Consider the following 19,438-nt stretch of genomic DNA (forward strand, 5'->3'; position numbering starts at 1 on the left):
CATTGATGGCGGATTGGGTGTTGACCGATTGGAAACCCTGTTCACTGAATTTGCTGATGAGGTGACCGTCAACGCGGGAGAAATTCTGGTCAGTGGCACTCAAAATGGACGCTTGCTCTATGCCAGTCTGGAGGAGTTGCAAGCCGATTCACTGGGCGGTGATGATGACATCACCTTCAATCCGCTCGCAACCGGTTATCCGGGGCTCATCGAATTCAACACCTCTGGTGGCAACGATGCGTTGGAGTTCTATGTGTCACTCGACGCCAGCACTCAGTTTGTGATCGACGGTGGTGAACAAACGACCACCGACAAGATGACGGTGTTGGGTACGGGGGACGCCGATTCACTACGTGGCAATAGCAACGAGATCGCATTCGGTTCGTCGCTGATCATTTCCAGCGAGATCGAGGATTTGACACTGGATGGACAGGGTGGCGCTGACGCGCTGACCTATTCAGGCAATGCTTTCACGGGGGACATTGTTCTACGTGGTGACGAAGGGGATGATCGAATCACCCTGGAAACTCCGTTGACTGCGGGTAGTTTTCTGGCCGATGGCGGCGTTGGGTATGACCGCTTTAACGTGATCACTCAGGATGAGAATGACAGTGTTGCGATCACTTCGTCGGTGGTCAATATCGCCGGCCAGACCCCGGTGGTTTATCAAGCGATGGAGGAGCTGGAAATTGCCTCCAACGGTGGTGCAGATGAAATCACGGTGTTCAGTAGCCATGCAGGGCAAACGAATCTGTTGACCGGTCCTGGCGCTGACACGATTCATCTGTTAGGCAATGCAGGATTGGTGGAGGTCTTTGCCGGTGCCGATAACGATGTGGTCAATGTGCAACGCATTGGAGCACAGGTGTTTGTTGATGGCGCTGGTGGCAGCGATGTTGTCAACGTGACGTCCACTGCACCTCAACCTGGCGGCGTGCTGACTGGCATCGAGTCCGTCTTGGATTTTGTTGGCGGTGGTGATCCCGGTGATGTCTTGAATCTAGATGCCTCGGGAGACTCCAGTGACCTTGTCGGATTCCTTGATTCCTCGACGGTATTCGGATTCGGAATGACCGGTGGCGTCTTCTACGATGAGCTTGCAGAGCTAAATGTGACGCTCGGTAGCGGTGATGATCGAGCAACGATCTATGATACGCACACCGGGCAAACCAACCTGCTCACTGGAACCGGGGACGACACGGTCTTGGTCGATAATGTTCTGGGAGCCACGTTTGTTGAGACAGAAGCCGGGAACGATACCATCAATGTTCCACTGAACTCTGATCCTGTGGATGTTGTTCAGCCCGGAGATACAACTGATGCCGGCAACCCGACCTCCAATGGCGATAGCACCAACCAGGCTGGAGTCGTCTCCGATCCGTTGCCCTTCTTTAGCGGTCTGTTGACGGTTGATGGCGGCGGCTTGGCGGGGCAGTCTGACGTGATGAATGTTTGGTCGATCACTGAATTTCCCGATCAGGGAATTCTGGATCAAACCTTGATCACTGGTTTGGGGATGGAAGCCGGTATCGCTTACTTTGGTCTTGAGACCTTGAACCTGTCGTTGAGCCATACCGCCAGTGCTCTGTTGGTCGAAGGCACACACACAGCGCTGACAAACATTTTCAGCGACTCCTATTACAATCCAAATCACTTGGAGCTTCCTGACGAACCGCTCGGTGCTAACGATGTTGTCAACATTCGTACCATCAGTGGTGAAACCGTTGTTCTGCTTGATATCGGAGATGACACGGCCAACGTTGGGAGTCTTGCGCCTGCGTTCGGCGGCTTAGTGGACTTCATTCAAGCTCCGCTCCTGATCGATGGTCAGCAAGATCACGATGTGATCAATGTCGACGACAGTGGTGATGCGGCTGATAACGTTGGTGTGCTAACGCCTGCACGTTTAGATGGATTGGGCATGTCTGATGGTTTGGTTTACTTCAGTGACGAAATCAATGTCTTGCTGGGGGCCGGAGAGGATCGATTCACCATCGAAGGCACACACCTTGGTTTGACAACGGTTGCTGGTGGGCCTGGTACCGATCGCATTGATGTGCTGTCAACCAGCGGTCTGACCCATGTCGACGGAGAAGCCGGTGAAGATACGATCAATGTTCAAACGATCGATGCAACCACAACGGTCTCCGGTGGGCCCGATGATGATGTGATCAACGTTTCGGATATCGCACCAGCCTTTGGCGGGACGTTAAACCAGATCAACGCATTGTTGATCGTTAACGGTGACGAAGAGAGTGACACCTTGAATCTGGATGATACGGGCGATGGTCAGCCAAACGTGGGTGTGCTGACTGATACCACCGTCACGGGACTGGGGATGGCGATCGGCGTTCAGTATGGCACGCTAGAAGTATTGAACATCGACTTGGGTGATGGTGGGAACACCTTCACCGTCGAGAGTTCGCATCCCGGTGAAACCAATATCAATTCGGGTCATGGCGATGACCTGCTGCTGATTCGCGGTTCTGATGGCCAGCTGAATGTTAATGGCCAGGGCGGTGACGATGACTTCTATGTCGGTAGCTTGGCGCCCGAACTGGGAGGCACTCTGAATCAGATCGGTAATCTCAATTTGATGGGTGGTCCAGGATTTGACATCTTGAATGTTGATGACTCTGGAGACGGTTCCGACAATCAGGGTGAACTCACGGCCAACACGTTGACCGGATTGGGAATGAATACTGGGATGCAGTATTCGACCATGGAGAAAATGGACTTGCTGCTCGGTTCTGGCAGCGATCAGTTGGACATTACTGGCGTGATGACTCATCCCGATGGGGATCGGATTCTGACTGAAATCAATACCGGAGAAGGCAACGACGACATCACCATCACGGTGAATCAGGACGATGGCTTTTTGTCGGTGAACACCAATGGTGGCGACGATCGCATCGATGGGACAACGTCCACCTTGCCATTGATCCTCTTTGGTGGCGATGGAGCGGACGCGATCATTGGCGGTTTGGCCGACGATTTGATCTTCGGCGATCGCGCCAGAATTGACTATCGAGATCAGTCGGGCAACTTAGTGACCCGGCTCGGTATCGATGTTCAGCAACGAACCTTCCTGCTGCCTGGGACGCCAGAGAGTTCCACATTGGACGTGCCGATTCGTCAAACCAATGGCGAAACGCTTGATCCACAGCTGATCATTTCTCGTGATCCAGCGGTTGGCGGCGATGATCAGCTTTCCGGTAGTGCCGGTCGCGATATTCTGATCGGTGGCTTTGGTGCTGATCAAGTCTCCGGTGGCACGGGCGTGGACTTGATCTACGGTGACCAAGTGAGCATTGACTATTCGTCCGATCCCAATGGGGTGTCCACATCGATCCTTGCGTCGGATCCATCGGTCGGTGGCGACGACATTCTAAGCGGGGACGAGGATGACGATTTTATCTTTGGTCAGCAGGGCAGCGACACCATTGATGGCGGCTCTGGAGAAGACGACTTGATCGGCGGTCACAATGTTCTTGGTGGCGTTGATGGTGATGATACGATCCGAGGTGGCGATGATGCTGATGTGATCCTTGGTGATAATGGCGTGATTCGCCGAACACTGACTTCCGACGATCCCGAAAGCTGGCTGCGTTATCGCGGCGTCTATCCGCAGGTGATCCGTCAGATTGAGCGTTTTGATTTGGTTGAACGCACCGGCGGGAATGATTTCTTGTACGGCGATGAAGGCATGGATATCATCCTCGGCCAATTCGGTGACGATTTCATCGATGGTGGCGCTGGGGAAGATGAGCTGAGTGGCGATCAAGGAAGCGACACCATTGACGGCGGAGCTGACGACGACTGGGTCTTTGGCGATGTCGGTTACGCCATTCGAGCCTTGGATGAATCTGGTGAACCGGTGATGAACCTTGATGGTTCGTGGCGACGCGATGTTTATCTGGAATTGCAAACCACGCTGCAAAGCCGGGTTTCGCTTGGAGACACATTGCAGCAAACGGCAACGCCGGAGACAGCCAGGCAGTTCCTGGGCGCTGACTATGTCGTGCTGGGTGGTTCCTACAATGCCGATGGAACTTATCGAGTCGCAAGTGATCAGGATCCTTGGCAGACCGAATTGTTGCTCTTGGACTCCGACCAAAGTGGCGACGATAAACTGTCCGGAAGCGGCGGGAACGACATCCTCTTTGGTGGCTTGGGCCAAGACTTGATTGATGGTGGTGACGACAATGATGTGATCTATGCCGATCTCGCCGAGACCTCGGTGGGATACCAAGCTGAACTGCCAAACACGCAGACAGGCATGCGACTGTTTGATCGCACTCAGACCACCGAGTTGCAAGAGTTCCAGGTGCCACAATTTGGTTTCTCGGTGCCGATGAACCGCATGGTGATGCCCGATGAACTTAGTCTGATTGAAACCCCGTTGAGTTTGGTGCCGGATCAGTTTGCTGAGACGATTGGCTCTGCCTCTCAAGTTGCCAATTACCAGCAGCAGCTTCCACAAGCGGGCCAGGGCTACTTTCAACCGATGATGACTTGGGTCAGCGATGTCGCAAATCATGCGGCTCAGTTGCCTGGCAATGATCGTCTCTCTGGCGGTCGGGGGGATGACTTGATTCACGCTGATAACGCGTATGCGGTTGCCCCGCTGGTTGCCGAAAGCCCAGTGCTGCAACGCGCCATGTCAACCGTGTTGGCTTCGATTAATTCAGTGACTCGTGAACTGGCCTATCTCTCTGCTCATGTGGAGACGCTCGATCAGCTGGCCAACGGTGCTCCTGATCCCGTGGTGATTCCAGTCGGTAACGACCAGATCGATGGCGGTGGTGGAACTAACACCATCTATGCCGACAAGACACTCTCGGTTGTTGTTCCCGATTCGGATTGGGATGCAGATCAGTTGGGACTGACTGATCCGCTGCATTTGATGCATCACTTGCGAGACCAAGAGCACGCGGTGGTTGATTTGGCGAACTTTGTGTTCCAAATGCAGAACGAGTTGCTCTGGCAACTGGTTGACCAAGCCGATGGATCGGGAAGCACCGTCAGCAAAGTCGATTTGAATTTGGGAAATGACCAGATTCAAGGTGGTAACGAATCAGATGTCGTGGTGGCTGACGATGCGGTGTTCGTCACCGGCAGTGTGACGATGGATTCGATCTATCAGTTTGCGAACCAACTGTTGCAAATGAACGCCTCCAGTCGAGATTCGATCGAGGCCTTGTTGCGAGACGCTGAACTTGAGCGTGATGCCGAGATCATCTCGCATGTGTTAACCAATCACCGAGATTTTATTACAGCGTACCCCGATGAAAACCTGCTGCTGACGATTCCGTTCGATTTGCCAGTGTCTCGAACCATTGGCAACGACGTGGTGGATGCTGGAGCCGGGAACGACTTGGTTATCGGTGACGTTGGCGTTCTGGTGGGGGCTGTTTTGACTGGTCCGGTGGCTTCTGGTGATCATCAAGCTGTGCTCGATGATTATTTGCAAACGCTTTCAGGGGAAGTGTTGTTGGATCAAGTCTTCAAGGGAGACACTCATGATAATGCCTTGAAGCTGATTCATAATGTTCACTCCCATGACTGGCGAGATGTCGCGGGCCATACGATCCCACTGAACAGCCACAACGATCAGATTCGCGTGGGAGCCGGCGATGACCTTGCCTTCGGTGACCATGCGGGGATCGCGACACTGCAATCATCGATCGATGGTCCCCTGATTCAGGGAGACGTGTCCGCGTTCGACTTCAAGCCTGCGTTCAATGGCTTTGATGGTCGTTTGAATGATTTCAAACACCTTTGGTTACAGCGAGTCACTTACCAAGATCAGCTACAAGCCGAGTCGGGGGCCAATTTGCTGGCCGGTCAGTTGGCCGATGACACGCTGACCGGTGGAAGCGACGCCGATCGTCTGTTTGGTGGGCCAGGGGACGATCAGTTCCTGAACGTTGATGCGGTGGCGGATCAAATCCGACAAGATCAAGTCCTGGATGTTCACGCCTTGGCGTCATCAACGAGCAGTCGATCCATTCTCGATCAGACCATCGCGTTCGATCAGTACTTGCCTCAGCAGGTGTTGCGGTCTCAGCGCGACGCGCTGGGAATCGGCCCGCAGGCCAATCGCATGGATGTCAATGACGATGCTCGGGTCAGTCCAGTGGATGCCTTGATGGTGATCAATCATTTGGTCTCCTCGTCTGGTGAAGGTGAGTTTGCGTACCCGGTCGATCGGAACGCGTTCGACATCAATGATGATGGCCACGTTTCGCCGATCGATGCCTTGCTGGTGATCAACTGGATCGTCCAGCGAGTCGGTGCTGACGATCTGCAATCGCTGGAGTCACCGCTCGAAATTGTGGGCACCTTGGTGTCGGTTCCAGGCCCCGTGGACGACGAAACACCTGAAGCAAATGTTCAGAGTGAAGTGGATGAAGCGCTTCTGAGCTTTGATTTAGAGACGACAGAGTTTCCGCTTGGCGAAGGTGAGCAGACACCGTTCCAAAGCTCATTGGTTGATCAAGTGGCAGGAGAGCACGCCCTGGAGGACTGGGGCAATGATGCCGACCTTGACGATCGGCTGCTTTGGTTGCTAGCCGATCAGCCAGAAATGCCCCGCTGAACGAAGGGGCAGCCACGCTCATTGGGCATCATCAACTCCCATTTTGGAAGGATGGACCGATTAGATGGCTGGCGCTAACCAAAAAAACTATGTTTGACGATCGACCCTCAAGCGGTCGATTAGCAGGGCATGCAACGGTTCTGCGTAACATTCGTTCATTAGGGAGCATATCGTGTTCGAGGCTCGTATTAGAAAACGTCGTATTTTGGCTGCTGCGCTCTGTTCGGTTCTTTCTGTTGGTGCTGCTTCTGCGGCCGACCAGAACGCGGCTTCACAGCTAGGCGTTGTCGAGGTTGAGCTACTCTCGGGCGATGTCCCTGAGGCGTCGGTTACATCGGAACCGATCGTTCAAACGCAGGCCAGCGAAGTGACACCGGCGCCGACGGACGAACAACCCACCGTCGTGAACCAGCAAGAGATTGAGTTGGTTGCTGCGAATGCTTCCACTCCTGAAGGGCAGTTGCTCTTCAATTCCATCGATCCATCTCTGCAGGTGGCGTTGCTGGACGCCGAAGAGGAGAATTCAGCAGAGGACATTGCCGAGATCGCTGTCCCCATCACTCCGACGCATTCTGCCGCAGATTGCTCACAGCTCAATGTGTGTCAGCCGACGGTTTCTTGGTTCGGCTCGGTGGATTATCTGTACTGGAAGCCTCGTCGCCAAGGATTGGACCTGGGGATCGTTGATCCCGATACGGATTCAAACATCGAGGGCCAAGTTCGTTCGCTGGAAATGAAATCAGACAGCGGACTGAGGACTGAGGTTGGGCTTCGTTTGGAAAGTGGCTTGGAGTCCGTTTTCCGATACACGTACTTCGAAGCAAACGACGCCGATTCTGTGGCCGCACCCGGTGGTGGCCAGATTTGGTTCACGCGAGCCAACCCAGCCGGCCTGAACAATGAAGCAGCGAACTACGATGCAACCGCTGACTTGAACCTGAATATTTACGATTTAGAGATGGCGTACTGGTTCCGTAAAAACTGCGATTGTCAGATTCGTGGTTTTGGTGGTTTTCGTTATGCGACCATTGATCAATCGCATCAAGCCACCTACACCGGCGGAACTGTCGTCAATGATCGCATTCACTCATCCCTGACTTCGCTGGACGCCTATGGTCTGCGATTGGGCGTGGAAAGTCGTTTGCAATTGTTCGAATGTTATCAGGTGTTTGGCCGTGCTGCGTCTTCGGTTTTGATCGGTAACTTTGAAACCCGATACACCGAAAGCGAAAATGGCTTTTCTGGTAATGGTAACGTTGCCATCACAGACGAGTTCTTTGAAGTGATCCCTGGCATTGACTTGGCGGTTGGTGTTTCACGATCACTCGGGCATTTCAATGTTGAAGTCGGGTACGAACTGGCTGCCATGATGAACGCTGATCGTCGCTACAACTTCACTGGGGCTGAGACCATCAGCTTAGGAACGATGACGAACACCGTCCATGACCTTGGCTTGGATGGCCTGTTTATCAATTTCTCATACAGTCGATAAACACGCGGAGACTCAGTTCGTCTGTGTCTTCACATGTTACGGGCCGAATTGATATCGTATTTTTGGCCGAACTGTCACTGTAGGGATTTGGGGCCTGTTTTCGCCGGTTGGCCGAATTGCTGAGAATTTTGGAAGGCGTCTGGCAGCGATTTCATGTTCTCCACACGGTCGCCAACTCGGAGGTGTGCTACGCCCTGGTTTGCATCTTTACCTGCTGTTTCGATCAGTGGCTCACGCTGCCCCATCGTACACGCTCGTCGTACAGAAGACGCAATGTTTGGCGTCCTGGATCAGGAACACTAATAGGCACTTATCAAGGCTAATTGATGAGTGCCTATTAGTGCTTATTAGCGTTCTCCATTTCCAACGCTTGCCCCCATTCGCATCCGCGGCGGTGGACTTGACCGTCCGAGGCGCGTCGCCGGGCCACGGTGAATGCTGACGCTAAGGCCAGAACAGCGGATGTGTCCCATTACACGCAGGCCGTTCAGCCCGTTTTTGGGGTCGCGGTGTTGCGCGGGAACATACAGTAGTGCGTCATACAGTGGTGCGTCATACAAGAGACGCAATGTTCGACGTCACGAGTCAGGAACACTAATCGGCACTCATTGATGAGAGCCTATTAGTGTTCTCGATCTCCAACGATTGCCTCCATTCTCGCTCGAGGCGGTGGACGTGACTTAGCAAGCCATCAACCGAGTTCTGAAGTGGAGACGGAGTTTGAGCCTTGATGGGTTGCCTGGTTTTACTTGGGTGTCCAAGGCGTGTTTGAATGGGTGGCTGGGCTAGAAGGGCCGTGCGTTTGACGCCGTGGCGATCGATTGACGCGGTGAGAGTGCGTTTGATTGGCCCGGTGGATTGAAGTCGCTTGGTTTTGAGGGCTTTGGATTTGGTAATGGCATGCCACTAGCCGGATCGAGATCATTGGTGCGTGCAAGCACAGCGCCCTACGATTCTCGTCGAGCATTCCATCGTTTATTGTGACTTTCTCCTTCGTGCTCTTCGCCTCCTTCGTGGTTTATTCGCGGTTTCGCGACGATTGGCAGCCTGTCCCCAGGGTGCGCTGCGCGACCCTGGGCTATGGGGTAGAACACCTTCGGCGTTCGGAAACTTCTGTGTGATGACAATCCGCCCATGGAATCTCGCTGGCAACTGTGGTGTGTTTCCCTGATTCTGTTCTATGAAGAAGAGTCATCATGGGCTGCCCTGCGCCGTAGGTGTTCCATTTTCACAGTCCAAGGTTGCAAAGCGCACCTTGGGTGGGAGCTCACTTGGCGAGCCGGAGAACGCCTTCGTCAGCGCCGTGTTCAGCCATGTAGTCCAGCAACAGGCGGCTGGCAACGTCCCATTCCGGCATGCCTTGCAGTTGCTCGTTTGCGGTCGCTTGGTCGCCTTGTTCGAAGGCTCTTAAGCCCAGCTCATACCGTGTGATCAATGGGGCGGTTAGTTGACAGGTTGCGGATTCATTGTCCACCGCATCAACCAACTGGTACACCGTGGTTGATGACTGAAAGCCAGCGGGCAGGACCTGAGCTAAGCGTCGCGTTGTGAATTGCGATCGCATCTCGGGGCGATTGCACAGTGACTCGTATGCTGCTTGATCGATGATGATTTCCGCTCCAAAGTGTTTGGTCATCGATTCGAGGCGACTGGCCAGATTGACCACTGGCCCAAATGCCGTGACTTTGACTTGATCCTTGGTGCCAATCTGTCCGGCCACTGCGCGACCATGTGCAATGCCAATCCCGCAGCGAAAATTCATCTGCGATTGCTGGTACTCATTGCGAATCATTAACGCAGCGCGAGCGGCGGACTCCAGTGAGTGCGTTTGGGAAAGGGGCCAGCCCCAGAATCCCATTGCGGCATCACCATGGAAGTCACCAATCACACCGTCGAATCCGAGGATGTGCTTGGTCATCACTCCTAAGGCATCGCTGACATCACTCAGTAATTGCAGAAGCTGCTGCGAGTTCTGCTCGCTGTGCCGTGAGAAGCCGCGCAAGTCGCAAAACATCACGGTGAGTTCGGCTTCACGCGGTTGCAGCACTTGGTCGCTGTCCCCGGAGGCCAGGGCGCGCATGACCACCGGCGCAAAGAAGTGTCGCATTGCGGCTTGGCGGCGCGACAGTTGTCGTGTTTGACGTAGGCTCGCAATCGTTGTTCCTACCAGTTCAGCAAACTTGACATCATCGTGAAGCTGGTCAGAAACCGAGACCGGATTGCCACCGCTATCATTGGCGGTCTCTGGCGTGCGGCCGGTGATGTAGATCGCCCAGCCGCGACAAGCACGTGTCCTTAGCGGCACGCAGAATGCCCAGTCCACGTCCTCTCGGCTGGTGAACTGTGGTGCGACGTCTGCAGATCCAGCGTGGTCGCCAGCGGCCCAGACATGCAAAATGCTTTCACGTTGCTCGATCGCCCGTGCCACCAAGCGGCGACTGACCGGCGCTGCACCCATCGAGGCACTGCGATTGTCGTAGTGCAGTTCTTCAATGATCGCGCCGGGATCTGAACGCAAATTGGGCGCCGATAAGATCGAGACACATTCCGCCGACGGTGTTGACTGCAGCAGAACGCTGGTCACGCGCACCAGCAGTTCTTGATTGCTGTCGCTGCTGGCAATCAAATCCGGTAACCGAGTCAGGACTTCGATGCGCTGGTTGATATCGCGGAAGTGGCGTCGACGTAAGGCGATATGATCAAAGATGTTTTCCGTAACATCTTGATTCGCCGCACTTGCTATCGGTGCTTGAATCCCAACCGCTGGCGTGGAGGCTAAAGTAAACGTGGTTTTGCCAATGACGAAGTGATCTCCGGGGACCAGAGTAAACGACTGTTGGGCTTGGCCGTGGTGATACACGGGATTTCGAGCGGCATCAGCGACTTCGACCAACAGGCGGTTCTCGTTGCCGGGAATCAGTCGCACATGGTTTCGAGAGATCATCGAATCCCAGGGCACATTCCAGTCAGCATCTTGACGCCCAATGGTGATCGCTGTGGCGTCAAGATAATGCGGTACCTCGCGCCGCCAACGGTTGTAGGCCTGGGGTCCTTGGGCAATGAGATCAGCCATGTTTGCTTGCTTCTACACAGAGTTACGGTAGCAGGCGTGGGGATCAGGGAGCGATCATACCTCGCACGCCACGTGTCAGAGAGACGGAACGCTCGATACGCGACGTGTGGGTGGAGAGGTTCGGTGTGATGAGTTTGCGGGCGCGACGCGCTGAGGGGCGTTGATGAGGGGCGTTGATGAGGGGCGTTGATGAGGGGCGTTGATGAGGGGCGTTGATGAGGGGCGTTGATGAGGGGCGTTGATGAGTGACACGTTCGTTAGCGCGTTGGGAGTGTCTTGGTGCGTCTATTGGCGAACCCAGCAGGCGATGGTGTGCTCGTCGGCAATCGATTTGTGCTCGGGCCGTTCACTGCGGCATTGATCCTCGACCAGCGGGCAGCGATCTGCGAATGAACACCCAGGGTACTGTTTGTCGGGGCTGGGGACTTCGCCACGTAAACGAATGCGATCTCGACTGGCTGCCAGTTCTGGATCAGGGACGGGGACAGCCGATAACAGTGCCTCGGTGTACGGGTGTGTGGGGTTTTCGTAAACCGATTCGCTGTCACCCAGTTCAACCAGACGGCCCAGATACATCACGCCGACACGATTTGCGATTTGCCGAACAACGCTTAGATCGTGTGCGATGAACAAATAAGACAGCCCCAGTTGTTGTTGCAGATCACGCAGCAGATTCACAATTTGGGCCTGAATCGAAACGTCTAAGGCGCTGACCGGTTCATCACAAAGGATCAATTTGGGATTCACGGCTAATGCGCGAGCGATGCCGATGCGTTGCCGCTGACCGCCGCTGAATTCATGTGGATAGCGATTCAAGAAACGTGGATTGAGGCCCACTAAGTCCATCAGCCTCAGGACTTCCAGTTTCCGATCCTTGCCCTTGGCGAGCCCATGAATCTTTAGAGGTTCGCCAATGATGTCGCCCACCGTCATGCGTGGATTGAGCGACGCGATCGGGTCTTGGAAGACCATCTGCACGACGCGGCGATGCTGCATCATGGACTTGTCATCCAGTCCTGTGATGTCGTCGCCATTGAGTCGCACGGTTCCCGAAGTGGGTTTGACCAAGTTAATGATCGCTCGCGCAGTCGTTGATTTACCGCATCCGGATTCACCGACCAACGCCAGCGTTTCGCCTTCGGCAATGTCAAACGAGAGTCCATCAACTGCCCGAATGAAGCCTCGTTCAGGATTCAGGAACGAACCGCGGCTAAAGGGGAAGTGGACCTTCAGGTCATCGACTTGCAGCAAGGGTTGATTATCGCTGGTTTGTGCTTCAGGCATTGCTGGCCTCCTCTTTGGCAACGAAACAGGAGACAAGGCGACCGTCATGCAGAGAGTACAGTTCCGGTGCTTCCTGGCTGCATTGTTCGACTGAGACATCGCAGCGGTCGCGGAAAGCACAACCGGCGGGTAAGTTGCCTAGGTCTGGTGGTTGTCCTGGGATCGCGTACAAAGAATCGGTGACTTGATCGAATCGTGGCAAGGATCGCAGCAAGCCTTTTGTGTAGGGGTGTTGTGGGTTGGCAAACAGCTCTTTGACTTCGGCTTTCTCAACCACTTGTCCGGCGTACATCACTAGCACACGATCACAGATCTCAGCGACCACGCCCAGGTCATGGGTGATCATGATGATGCTGGTGCCACGTTTCTCTTGCAGTTCACGCAGTAGCTCTAGGATTTGTGCCTGAATGGTCACATCCAGTGCCGTCGTCGGCTCATCAGCGATCAAGAGATCGGGTTGGCACGAAAGAGCCATCGCAATCATCACGCGCTGTCTCATGCCGCCACTGAACTGATGCGGGTAGTCGCGCAGTCGTTTTTTGGCGTTGCTGATGCCGACCAGTTCCAGCATGTCGGCGGCTTGATCATTCGCAGCCGATTTGCTCAGTCCCAGATGCAACCGTGTCATTTCGGTTAGCTGTTGGCCAACAGTCATCAACGGATTGAGCGCCGTCATGGGGTCCTGAAAGATCATTGCAATCTTATGGCCACGAATGGACTGCATCGAACGGTCGTCAAGTTCCAGCAAGTTCTGGCCGTCATACCAAACTTGACCGCCATCGATTCGACCGGGAGGTTTGGGGACCAAGCCCATCAAAGCTAAGTTCGTGACGCTTTTACCACTGCCACTTTCGCCGACGATGCCGACGGTTTCACCTGGATAAACATCAAAGGAAACGCCGCGCACTGCGCGAACGTCGGCCAAGTCAGTTTTGAAGGTGACTTGCAAGTCTTGCACCTGAAGCAGGGGTTCAGAGCTGCGATCTGCTGGTGTGTTGTTCATGGGCGAAGTTGTCAGGCAACGTTGATTCGTGGCGAGATCCGTGACGTTAATCTCGGTTTTTCATCCGTGGGTCCAGTGCATCCCGCAGCCCATCCCCAAGGAAGTTCAGAGCAAACAGGGTGAATGCCAATGCGGCGCCGGGAAAAAGAACGACCCACCAAAAGATTTTGATGATGGAGAGTGCTTCGATTCCATCATTCAGCAACAGGCCCCAGGAGACGTCCGGCGGTGCAACCCCCATGCCCAGGAAGGACAGGAAGGCTTCAAACAGCATCACGCTGGGAATCGTTAACGTTAGGTAGACGATCACGACGCCCATCACATTGGGAACCAGGTGCCGGAAGATAATCCGCGGCGGCGAAGCCCCGATGGTCTGAGCAGCCTCGATGAACTGTTCATGCCGAAGCGCGAGCACTTGACCACGAACAACACGCGACATTGTTAGCCAGTAGATCGCTCCAATTGTGATGTAAAACACCATGATCTGATCGACTCCAACGCTGTCGAACCAAGCTTTCACGTCGGGTTCGCCAAGGAACGTTAGCAGGAAGATCACCACAAAGAAGAATGGGACGGAATACAACACGTCGACCAAACGCATCATCGCCGCATCAATGTGACCGCCAAAGTATCCTGCAATGGCACCATAGCTGACACCGATGATCAAACTGACCAGCGCGGCAATCACTCCAACGATCAGTGAAACTCGAGCACCCCAAAACACGCGTGCTAATAAGTCGCGTCCCAGTTTGTCGGTTCCAAAAACACTCGGGATCGAATAGTCACCGAAGACTGCGATCCGAATCTCGGTCATTTTCCATGACAACGGGTCCAGTTCATTCCAGAGTTGGTTGAACGGGTGTTCGACTTCCATCCGGCTCTGAATGCTCTCAGCGATTTTCTGCTGTTCATCCGCATCGCCGGTCTGTGCCGCATCTTCCTGCAGCGCGACGATCATCTTGTCGAACTTGGCCATTTCGCCAGTCAGCGTTCCGCCTTCAAATTTGAGATCGGCTCGACTGCCCATGACCACCGCCTGCAAATTGGGCGGTAGGAAACGGCGGTTGTTCAGGTCTTTGTCGATTGGGCTCTGGAGTGGCAGCAGTGGCGTGATAAACGCCATGACTGCCAGCAAAATCAAGAACACCAGCGAGATCATCGCTGTCTTGTTGCGCCGCAATCGCCGCCATGCATCTTGCCAGAGTGAAACGCCGTGAATCCCTTTCGATTCGGCCAGGATGCGTTCCAATGTCTCTCGATTCGAGTCAGTCATCATTGCAGTTTGACCCTCGGATCGATGATGCTGTACGTGATATCAACCAATGTGTTCATCACAAACAGAAGGACCGTGTAAATCAAGACCATCCCCATCGCGACGGTGTAGTCACGCTGCAACGCAGCGTTGATGAAGTGGCTGCCCATGCCAGGCAGGGCGAAAATCTTTTCCAGTACAACGGAGCCGGTCAGCACGCGAGCGACCGCTGGGCCCAGATAAGACACCACGGGCAACAAGGCGCCCGGTAAGACGTGACGGGTAATGACTTTGTGGCGAGGCAAGCCCTTGGCAAAGGCCGTTCGCACATGGTCTTTGGTCATCGTTTCTAACATGCCGGTTCGCGTCAGGCGAGCAATGTACGCTGCGATCGGCATGCCCAAGCACAACGCTGGCAGTGCGATTTGGCTGAGCGTGCCCCAGCCGGCAGCAGGAAACAATTGCAGCATGAAAACAAACAAGAGAATCGCGATACTGGCAATCACAAAGTTCGGCACCGCGATCCCCAGCACCGCAGCCATCATCAAGGCTGTGTCAGCGGGCGTGCGTCGATAGACAGCTGAGATCACCCCGGCGGTGATGCCTAGGATCAATGCAAAGACCAATGCAAAGATGGCCAGTGAGGCAGACACTGGAAAGCCTTCGGCGATCACTTGGTTGACGCTGTAATCTTCCAGTTTGTAAGACCAGCCCATGTCGCCGCGGAATACGATTCCTTTCAGGATGTCCACGTACTGCTGCATGATGGGTGCATCCAGGTTGTAGCGCGCCTTCATTTGCAATTCGATCGCTGGCGGCATACCGCGTTCGCTGCTAAATGGGTTGCCCGGGACGCTACGCATGAGCGCAAACGAGATGGAGTAAACGACCCATAAGGTCAACACCATCCAGAGCCCGCGTTTGAGTATGTAGCCAGCTAAATCTCGCACCCTAAATCACTCCTTGGTGGCGGTTGATGAGTCGCGAAGACGCAGCACTGACAGCGGATGCAGGTCTTGCGCTGATGGAGCAAAGCCTTCGATGTTTGGCTTGGCCATCTCTGCCGAGGTGTAGAAATAGATCGGAATGATTGGCAGTTCAGTAGCCAGAATCTGTTCAGCCTGTCGTAGGAGTTCCATTCGCTTTTTCGAATCAAACTCCTTTCCGGCAGCAACAATCAAGCGATCATATTCAGGATTTTTCCAGTTGGTATTGCTCTGGGGACTGGAGGAAACCCAGAGATCCAGGAAGGTATTCGGATCGGGATAGTCACCCACCCAGCCATAGCGTGCCATCTGATAGTCTTCTTGCTGCACCGTTTCGATGAAGCTGCCCCATTCCATGTTCTTCAGTTCGATCTTGATGTTCAGATTGTTTTGCAGCTGTTGCTGAATGACTTCCGCGATCGGCCGGTGCGTTTCACTGGTGTTGTACATCAAGGTCAATTTGGGAAAGCCACGGCCACCGGGATAGCCCGATTCGGCCAAGAGTTCGCGTGCTTTTTCCAGGTTCTCTGGCAATCCCTCGGCGCCTCGATAGCCTGCCAAGCCGGGCGGCACGACGGATAATGCAGGCTGCTGTCCCGCTTTGGTCACTTCTTCGACAATCTGTTTGCGATTGATCGCCATGCTTAGCGCTTGACGAACCTTGACTTGATCCAGCGGCTTGACGGCGGTGTTGAGTTTGTAGAAGTAGATAGAGAGCTTCGGTCCGCTGTGAAAGTCGTCGCGTTTCTGCAGTTCTTCCAGAACACTGGTGGGTAAATCATTGATCCAGTGCAGTTGGCCCGTCTCGTACATGTTCAACGCCGTGTTCTGGCTTTCCAAGGACATGAAGTCGATGGTTTCCAAGCCGACTCGATCGATGGCCCAGTAGTCGGGGTTGCGACGCACGCGGACGCGGTTTCGCAAACGACGGAAATCAAGATTAAAGGGGCCATTGGTGACGATGTTCTCTGTTTTGGTCCACAGAGGTGCACCGTGGGTCTCGATGCATTTCTTGTTGACCGGAAACAGCGGGTAGTAGGCCACCAAGTTCAAGAAGTAGGGGATGGAGTTGTTCAGGTGAACGACAAAGGTTTTGTCGTCGATGGCTTGAGCTCCACCGTTGTGCACAAAGTCAACGAGTACAAAGTGCGTTCGCTGGATGTCTTGGTCTGCACTGCAGATCTCCAATGACTGACTGAAGCGTTGCGATTCAGCGTTGCCATCCCACTGTGGTTGGTCGGCGTCATCGGTGGGGACGACGTCAATGCGGTAGATCCATGACTGTTTCCACTGGGCGATCGCGCTGTTGCGTTCATCTTCATTCTGGATGTATTCGCCTGATTCGTTTTTTTCAAACTCCGGTTCAGGTGTCTTTTCGATCTCACGCAGCCAGCCATAGACAATGGTTCCACGTGGAAAGTGTTGCAGTGCTCCCTTTTCATCGCTGTTCGGATCGCCATCTTCTGGCCGATCCCAAAGCTCGACTTCCACTCGATCGCCGATGTTTAACAGCTGCTTGTGATAGGCCTCGGCGAGTCGCAATTCATTGATCAAGTACCCGTATTCACATCCAGTGGCTGGATGGAGCATGCGATGCCAGGACCAAGCAAAGTCATGCGCAGTGACGGGCGTGCCATCGGTCCAAAGAATGTCATCACGCAGGTGAAAGGTGTAGGTCTTGCCGTCTTCGCTGACGTCGTAGCTTTTGGCCATGCCAGGCTGTGGCGAAAGCGCTTGCAAGCCGGTTTCTGGATCGGGATCGCCTTCGGGCAGCATCCGCATCAGGCCTTCGAAGATCTCAAAGATGATCCGGCTTTCCGGTTGTCCTGAAGCCCGGTGTGGGTCAATCGTCTTCGGATCGGTGCCGTTTTGTAAGGAGAAGTCTGCCGGCGGAATGTTCTCCGTGCGCGACGCCCATAAAAGAGCGAAGACCAGAAGAATCAGGGCAGCGATGATGAATCCACGACGTATTTCCGGGGCCACTACTCAAGCTCGATCTGGTGGTGGGGCGGATGGGCAAGCTGTGCTGAAGCTGAGCAACTGTGCAAATGGTAACCGTTTTGACCGACAGCAAGCGACATGCAACGGCGACTTCGCCAAGAATTCTAAGAATCCCGCAACGCTGCTCAGCGACGCAACTGCATTCTAATTGCCTTGCAAATCGGTTCTCAGTAAATGAGGCATGGCAGCGATGGATTTCCGGGGATCATTGAGGATGCCCGACATGCCACCCTACGAATCAGATTCGGGGTGCTTTTTGAACACGATTAACGTCACAGAAAATGCCAGTGCGATCAGAATCGCCCCCAGCAAAAACGGTGCCCCGGGAAAGATGATTGGGTCGCCGCTGGTCGTTTCACGATCACCGTTGGTGAAGAAGCGGAACAAACCACTGGTGAAAATGATCGGAGCGAACACGCTGGTCAGGCTTTGCATGCTGGCCAGAGCACCTTGGACTTCGCCTTGTTCGCTTTCGTCGACTGTTTTTGTGACCATGCTTTGAATGGTCGGGCCGGCCAGACCGCCCAAGGCGCCGACCATGGCGATCAATGGAAGCATCCAGGGATCGCTAGCAAAGGCATAGCCTACGAATGAGATCGCTGAGATGATGGTGGCGAACAGGAGCACCGGTCGTTCACCAAACCGCTTCACGGTCGGGCGAACCATCCCACCTTGGACAATCACCGCGGTCACACCGACCCAGCAAAGAAAGAATCCAACGCCAGTGTGGCTCCAGTTAAACTTGAACTCCGAGAACAGCACGAAGACATTCTCCATGCCTCGCTGTGCCAGGGCTTTCAGCAAGAACGCAATGGCCAGTCCAGCGACAAAGGGGTAGCGGCGCAGTGTTTTGAAGGCTGCCAGCGGCCCAAAGTTCTTGATCGAAAAGTTGCGACGCTTCTCCGGAGGCAGTGATTCCGGCAAAATAAAGTATCCGTACAGCCAATTCACCATCGCCAATCCGGCAGCGGCAAAGAACGGTGCACGAATAGAGATGGTGTCGGATAGAACACCGCCCACAGCGGGTCCGATGATGAAGCCTAGGCCGAAGGCCGCACCCACCAAGCCAAAATTTCTGGCACGGGTTTCGTCAGTCGAGATGTCAGCAATGTAGGCATTGCCACTGGTAAAGCTGGCTCCAAAGACACCGCCGATCATGCGCGCGACAAACAGCAGCCAAACATTATTGGCGAAGCCCTGAATGATAAAGTCGACGCCTAGCCCAAACAGTGACGCTAAAAGAATCGGTCGTCGTCCAAAGCGATCGGAAAGTCCGCCGACAACCGGGGCACACAGAAACTGCATGCCAGCATAAGATGCAGCGATGACGCCATACCAAACGCTCGCACCGGACGAATCCAGGCCTGTCAGCTCTTGGACCAATCCAGGCAGCACAGGGATCACGATCGCGATGCCCAGGATATCGATGAACAGCGTGATCCAGATGAACAGCATGCCAGCTTGGCGTTTCCCACCCTGGCCGGATTGGGTGCCCATTGAGTCGCCGGCTGCACCGTCAGTTCCTTCACCAACCGCTCCATCGCCCGCATCACCGGGGGGCTGGTTCGGGTTGTCGTCAGCAGGATCAGAAGGGGGCGGGTTCATGTGCGGCGGCAATGCTGGCGACCGGAACCGTGCTCCCTGGGGGACGACAATATCCGGGTCAATGGATCAACAGACGCGTGGTAAACGCGTTTTTAAACTGATAGTCAGATTATCGTAATCAAGACGTTATCTCACAGCCCC

The 19,438-nt window shown here is 54.4% G+C and carries 9 protein-coding genes (1 of these 9 cut by a window edge); 2 read left to right on the top strand and 7 right to left on the bottom strand.

Annotated elements, in window-relative coordinates; translation table 11 throughout:
- Positions 1-6,601: the 3' end of a dockerin type I domain-containing protein gene (locus SV7mr_RS00910; RefSeq protein WP_145268360.1), read on the top strand. The gene continues 26,432 nt to the left of window position 1, outside the view; only the last 6,601 of its 33,033 coding nucleotides appear in the window; its start codon lies beyond the left edge, outside the window; it ends in the stop codon at positions 6,599-6,601.
- Positions 6,602-6,773: 172 nt separating this feature from the next.
- On the top strand, positions 6,774-8,093 hold the full coding sequence (locus SV7mr_RS00915) for an Lpg1974 family pore-forming outer membrane protein (protein ID WP_145268362.1): 1,320 nt from the start codon (positions 6,774-6,776) through the stop codon (positions 8,091-8,093).
- A 1,267-nt stretch (positions 8,094-9,360) separates the two neighbouring features.
- Here the strand turns inward: SV7mr_RS00915 and SV7mr_RS00920 are convergent.
- The 7 genes from SV7mr_RS00920 to SV7mr_RS00950 form a co-directional block, all read right to left on the bottom strand.
- On the bottom strand, positions 9,361-11,166 hold the full coding sequence (locus tag SV7mr_RS00920; protein ID WP_145268364.1) for an adenylate/guanylate cyclase domain-containing protein: 1,806 nt from the start codon (positions 11,164-11,166) through the stop codon (positions 9,361-9,363).
- Between the two features lie 285 nt (positions 11,167-11,451).
- Positions 11,452-12,450: an ABC transporter ATP-binding protein gene (locus SV7mr_RS00925; RefSeq protein ID WP_145268366.1), complete on the bottom strand. Its 999-nt coding sequence runs from the start codon at positions 12,448-12,450 to the stop codon at positions 11,452-11,454.
- On the bottom strand, positions 12,443-13,453 hold the full coding sequence (locus SV7mr_RS00930) for an ABC transporter ATP-binding protein (protein WP_145268368.1): 1,011 nt from the start codon (positions 13,451-13,453) through the stop codon (positions 12,443-12,445). The genes SV7mr_RS00925 and SV7mr_RS00930 overlap by 8 nt, the downstream gene beginning before the upstream one ends.
- Positions 13,454-13,499: 46 nt before the next feature.
- Positions 13,500-14,729 carry an ABC transporter permease gene (locus SV7mr_RS00935; protein WP_145268370.1) on the bottom strand — a complete coding sequence of 410 codons (1,230 nt, stop codon included), beginning with the start codon at positions 14,727-14,729 and terminating at the stop codon, positions 13,500-13,502.
- The gene (locus tag SV7mr_RS00940; RefSeq protein ID WP_419188513.1) at positions 14,726-15,613 is read right to left on the bottom strand and encodes an ABC transporter permease; all 888 of its coding nucleotides are present in this window, start codon (positions 15,611-15,613) and stop codon (positions 14,726-14,728) included. The genes SV7mr_RS00935 and SV7mr_RS00940 overlap by 4 nt, the downstream gene beginning before the upstream one ends.
- Before the next feature lie 48 nt (positions 15,614-15,661).
- On the bottom strand, positions 15,662-17,674 hold the full coding sequence (locus tag SV7mr_RS00945) for a peptide ABC transporter substrate-binding protein (RefSeq protein WP_419187941.1): 2,013 nt from the start codon (positions 17,672-17,674) through the stop codon (positions 15,662-15,664).
- Between the two features lie 249 nt (positions 17,675-17,923).
- On the bottom strand, positions 17,924-19,297 hold the full coding sequence (locus tag SV7mr_RS00950; RefSeq protein ID WP_145268374.1) for a TCR/Tet family MFS transporter: 1,374 nt from the start codon (positions 19,295-19,297) through the stop codon (positions 17,924-17,926).
- Positions 19,298-19,438 lie beyond the last annotated feature (141 nt).

The sequence above is a fragment of the Stieleria bergensis genome, assembly GCA_007745635.1.
Taxonomy (GTDB): domain Bacteria; phylum Planctomycetota; class Planctomycetia; order Pirellulales; family Pirellulaceae; genus Stieleria; species Stieleria bergensis.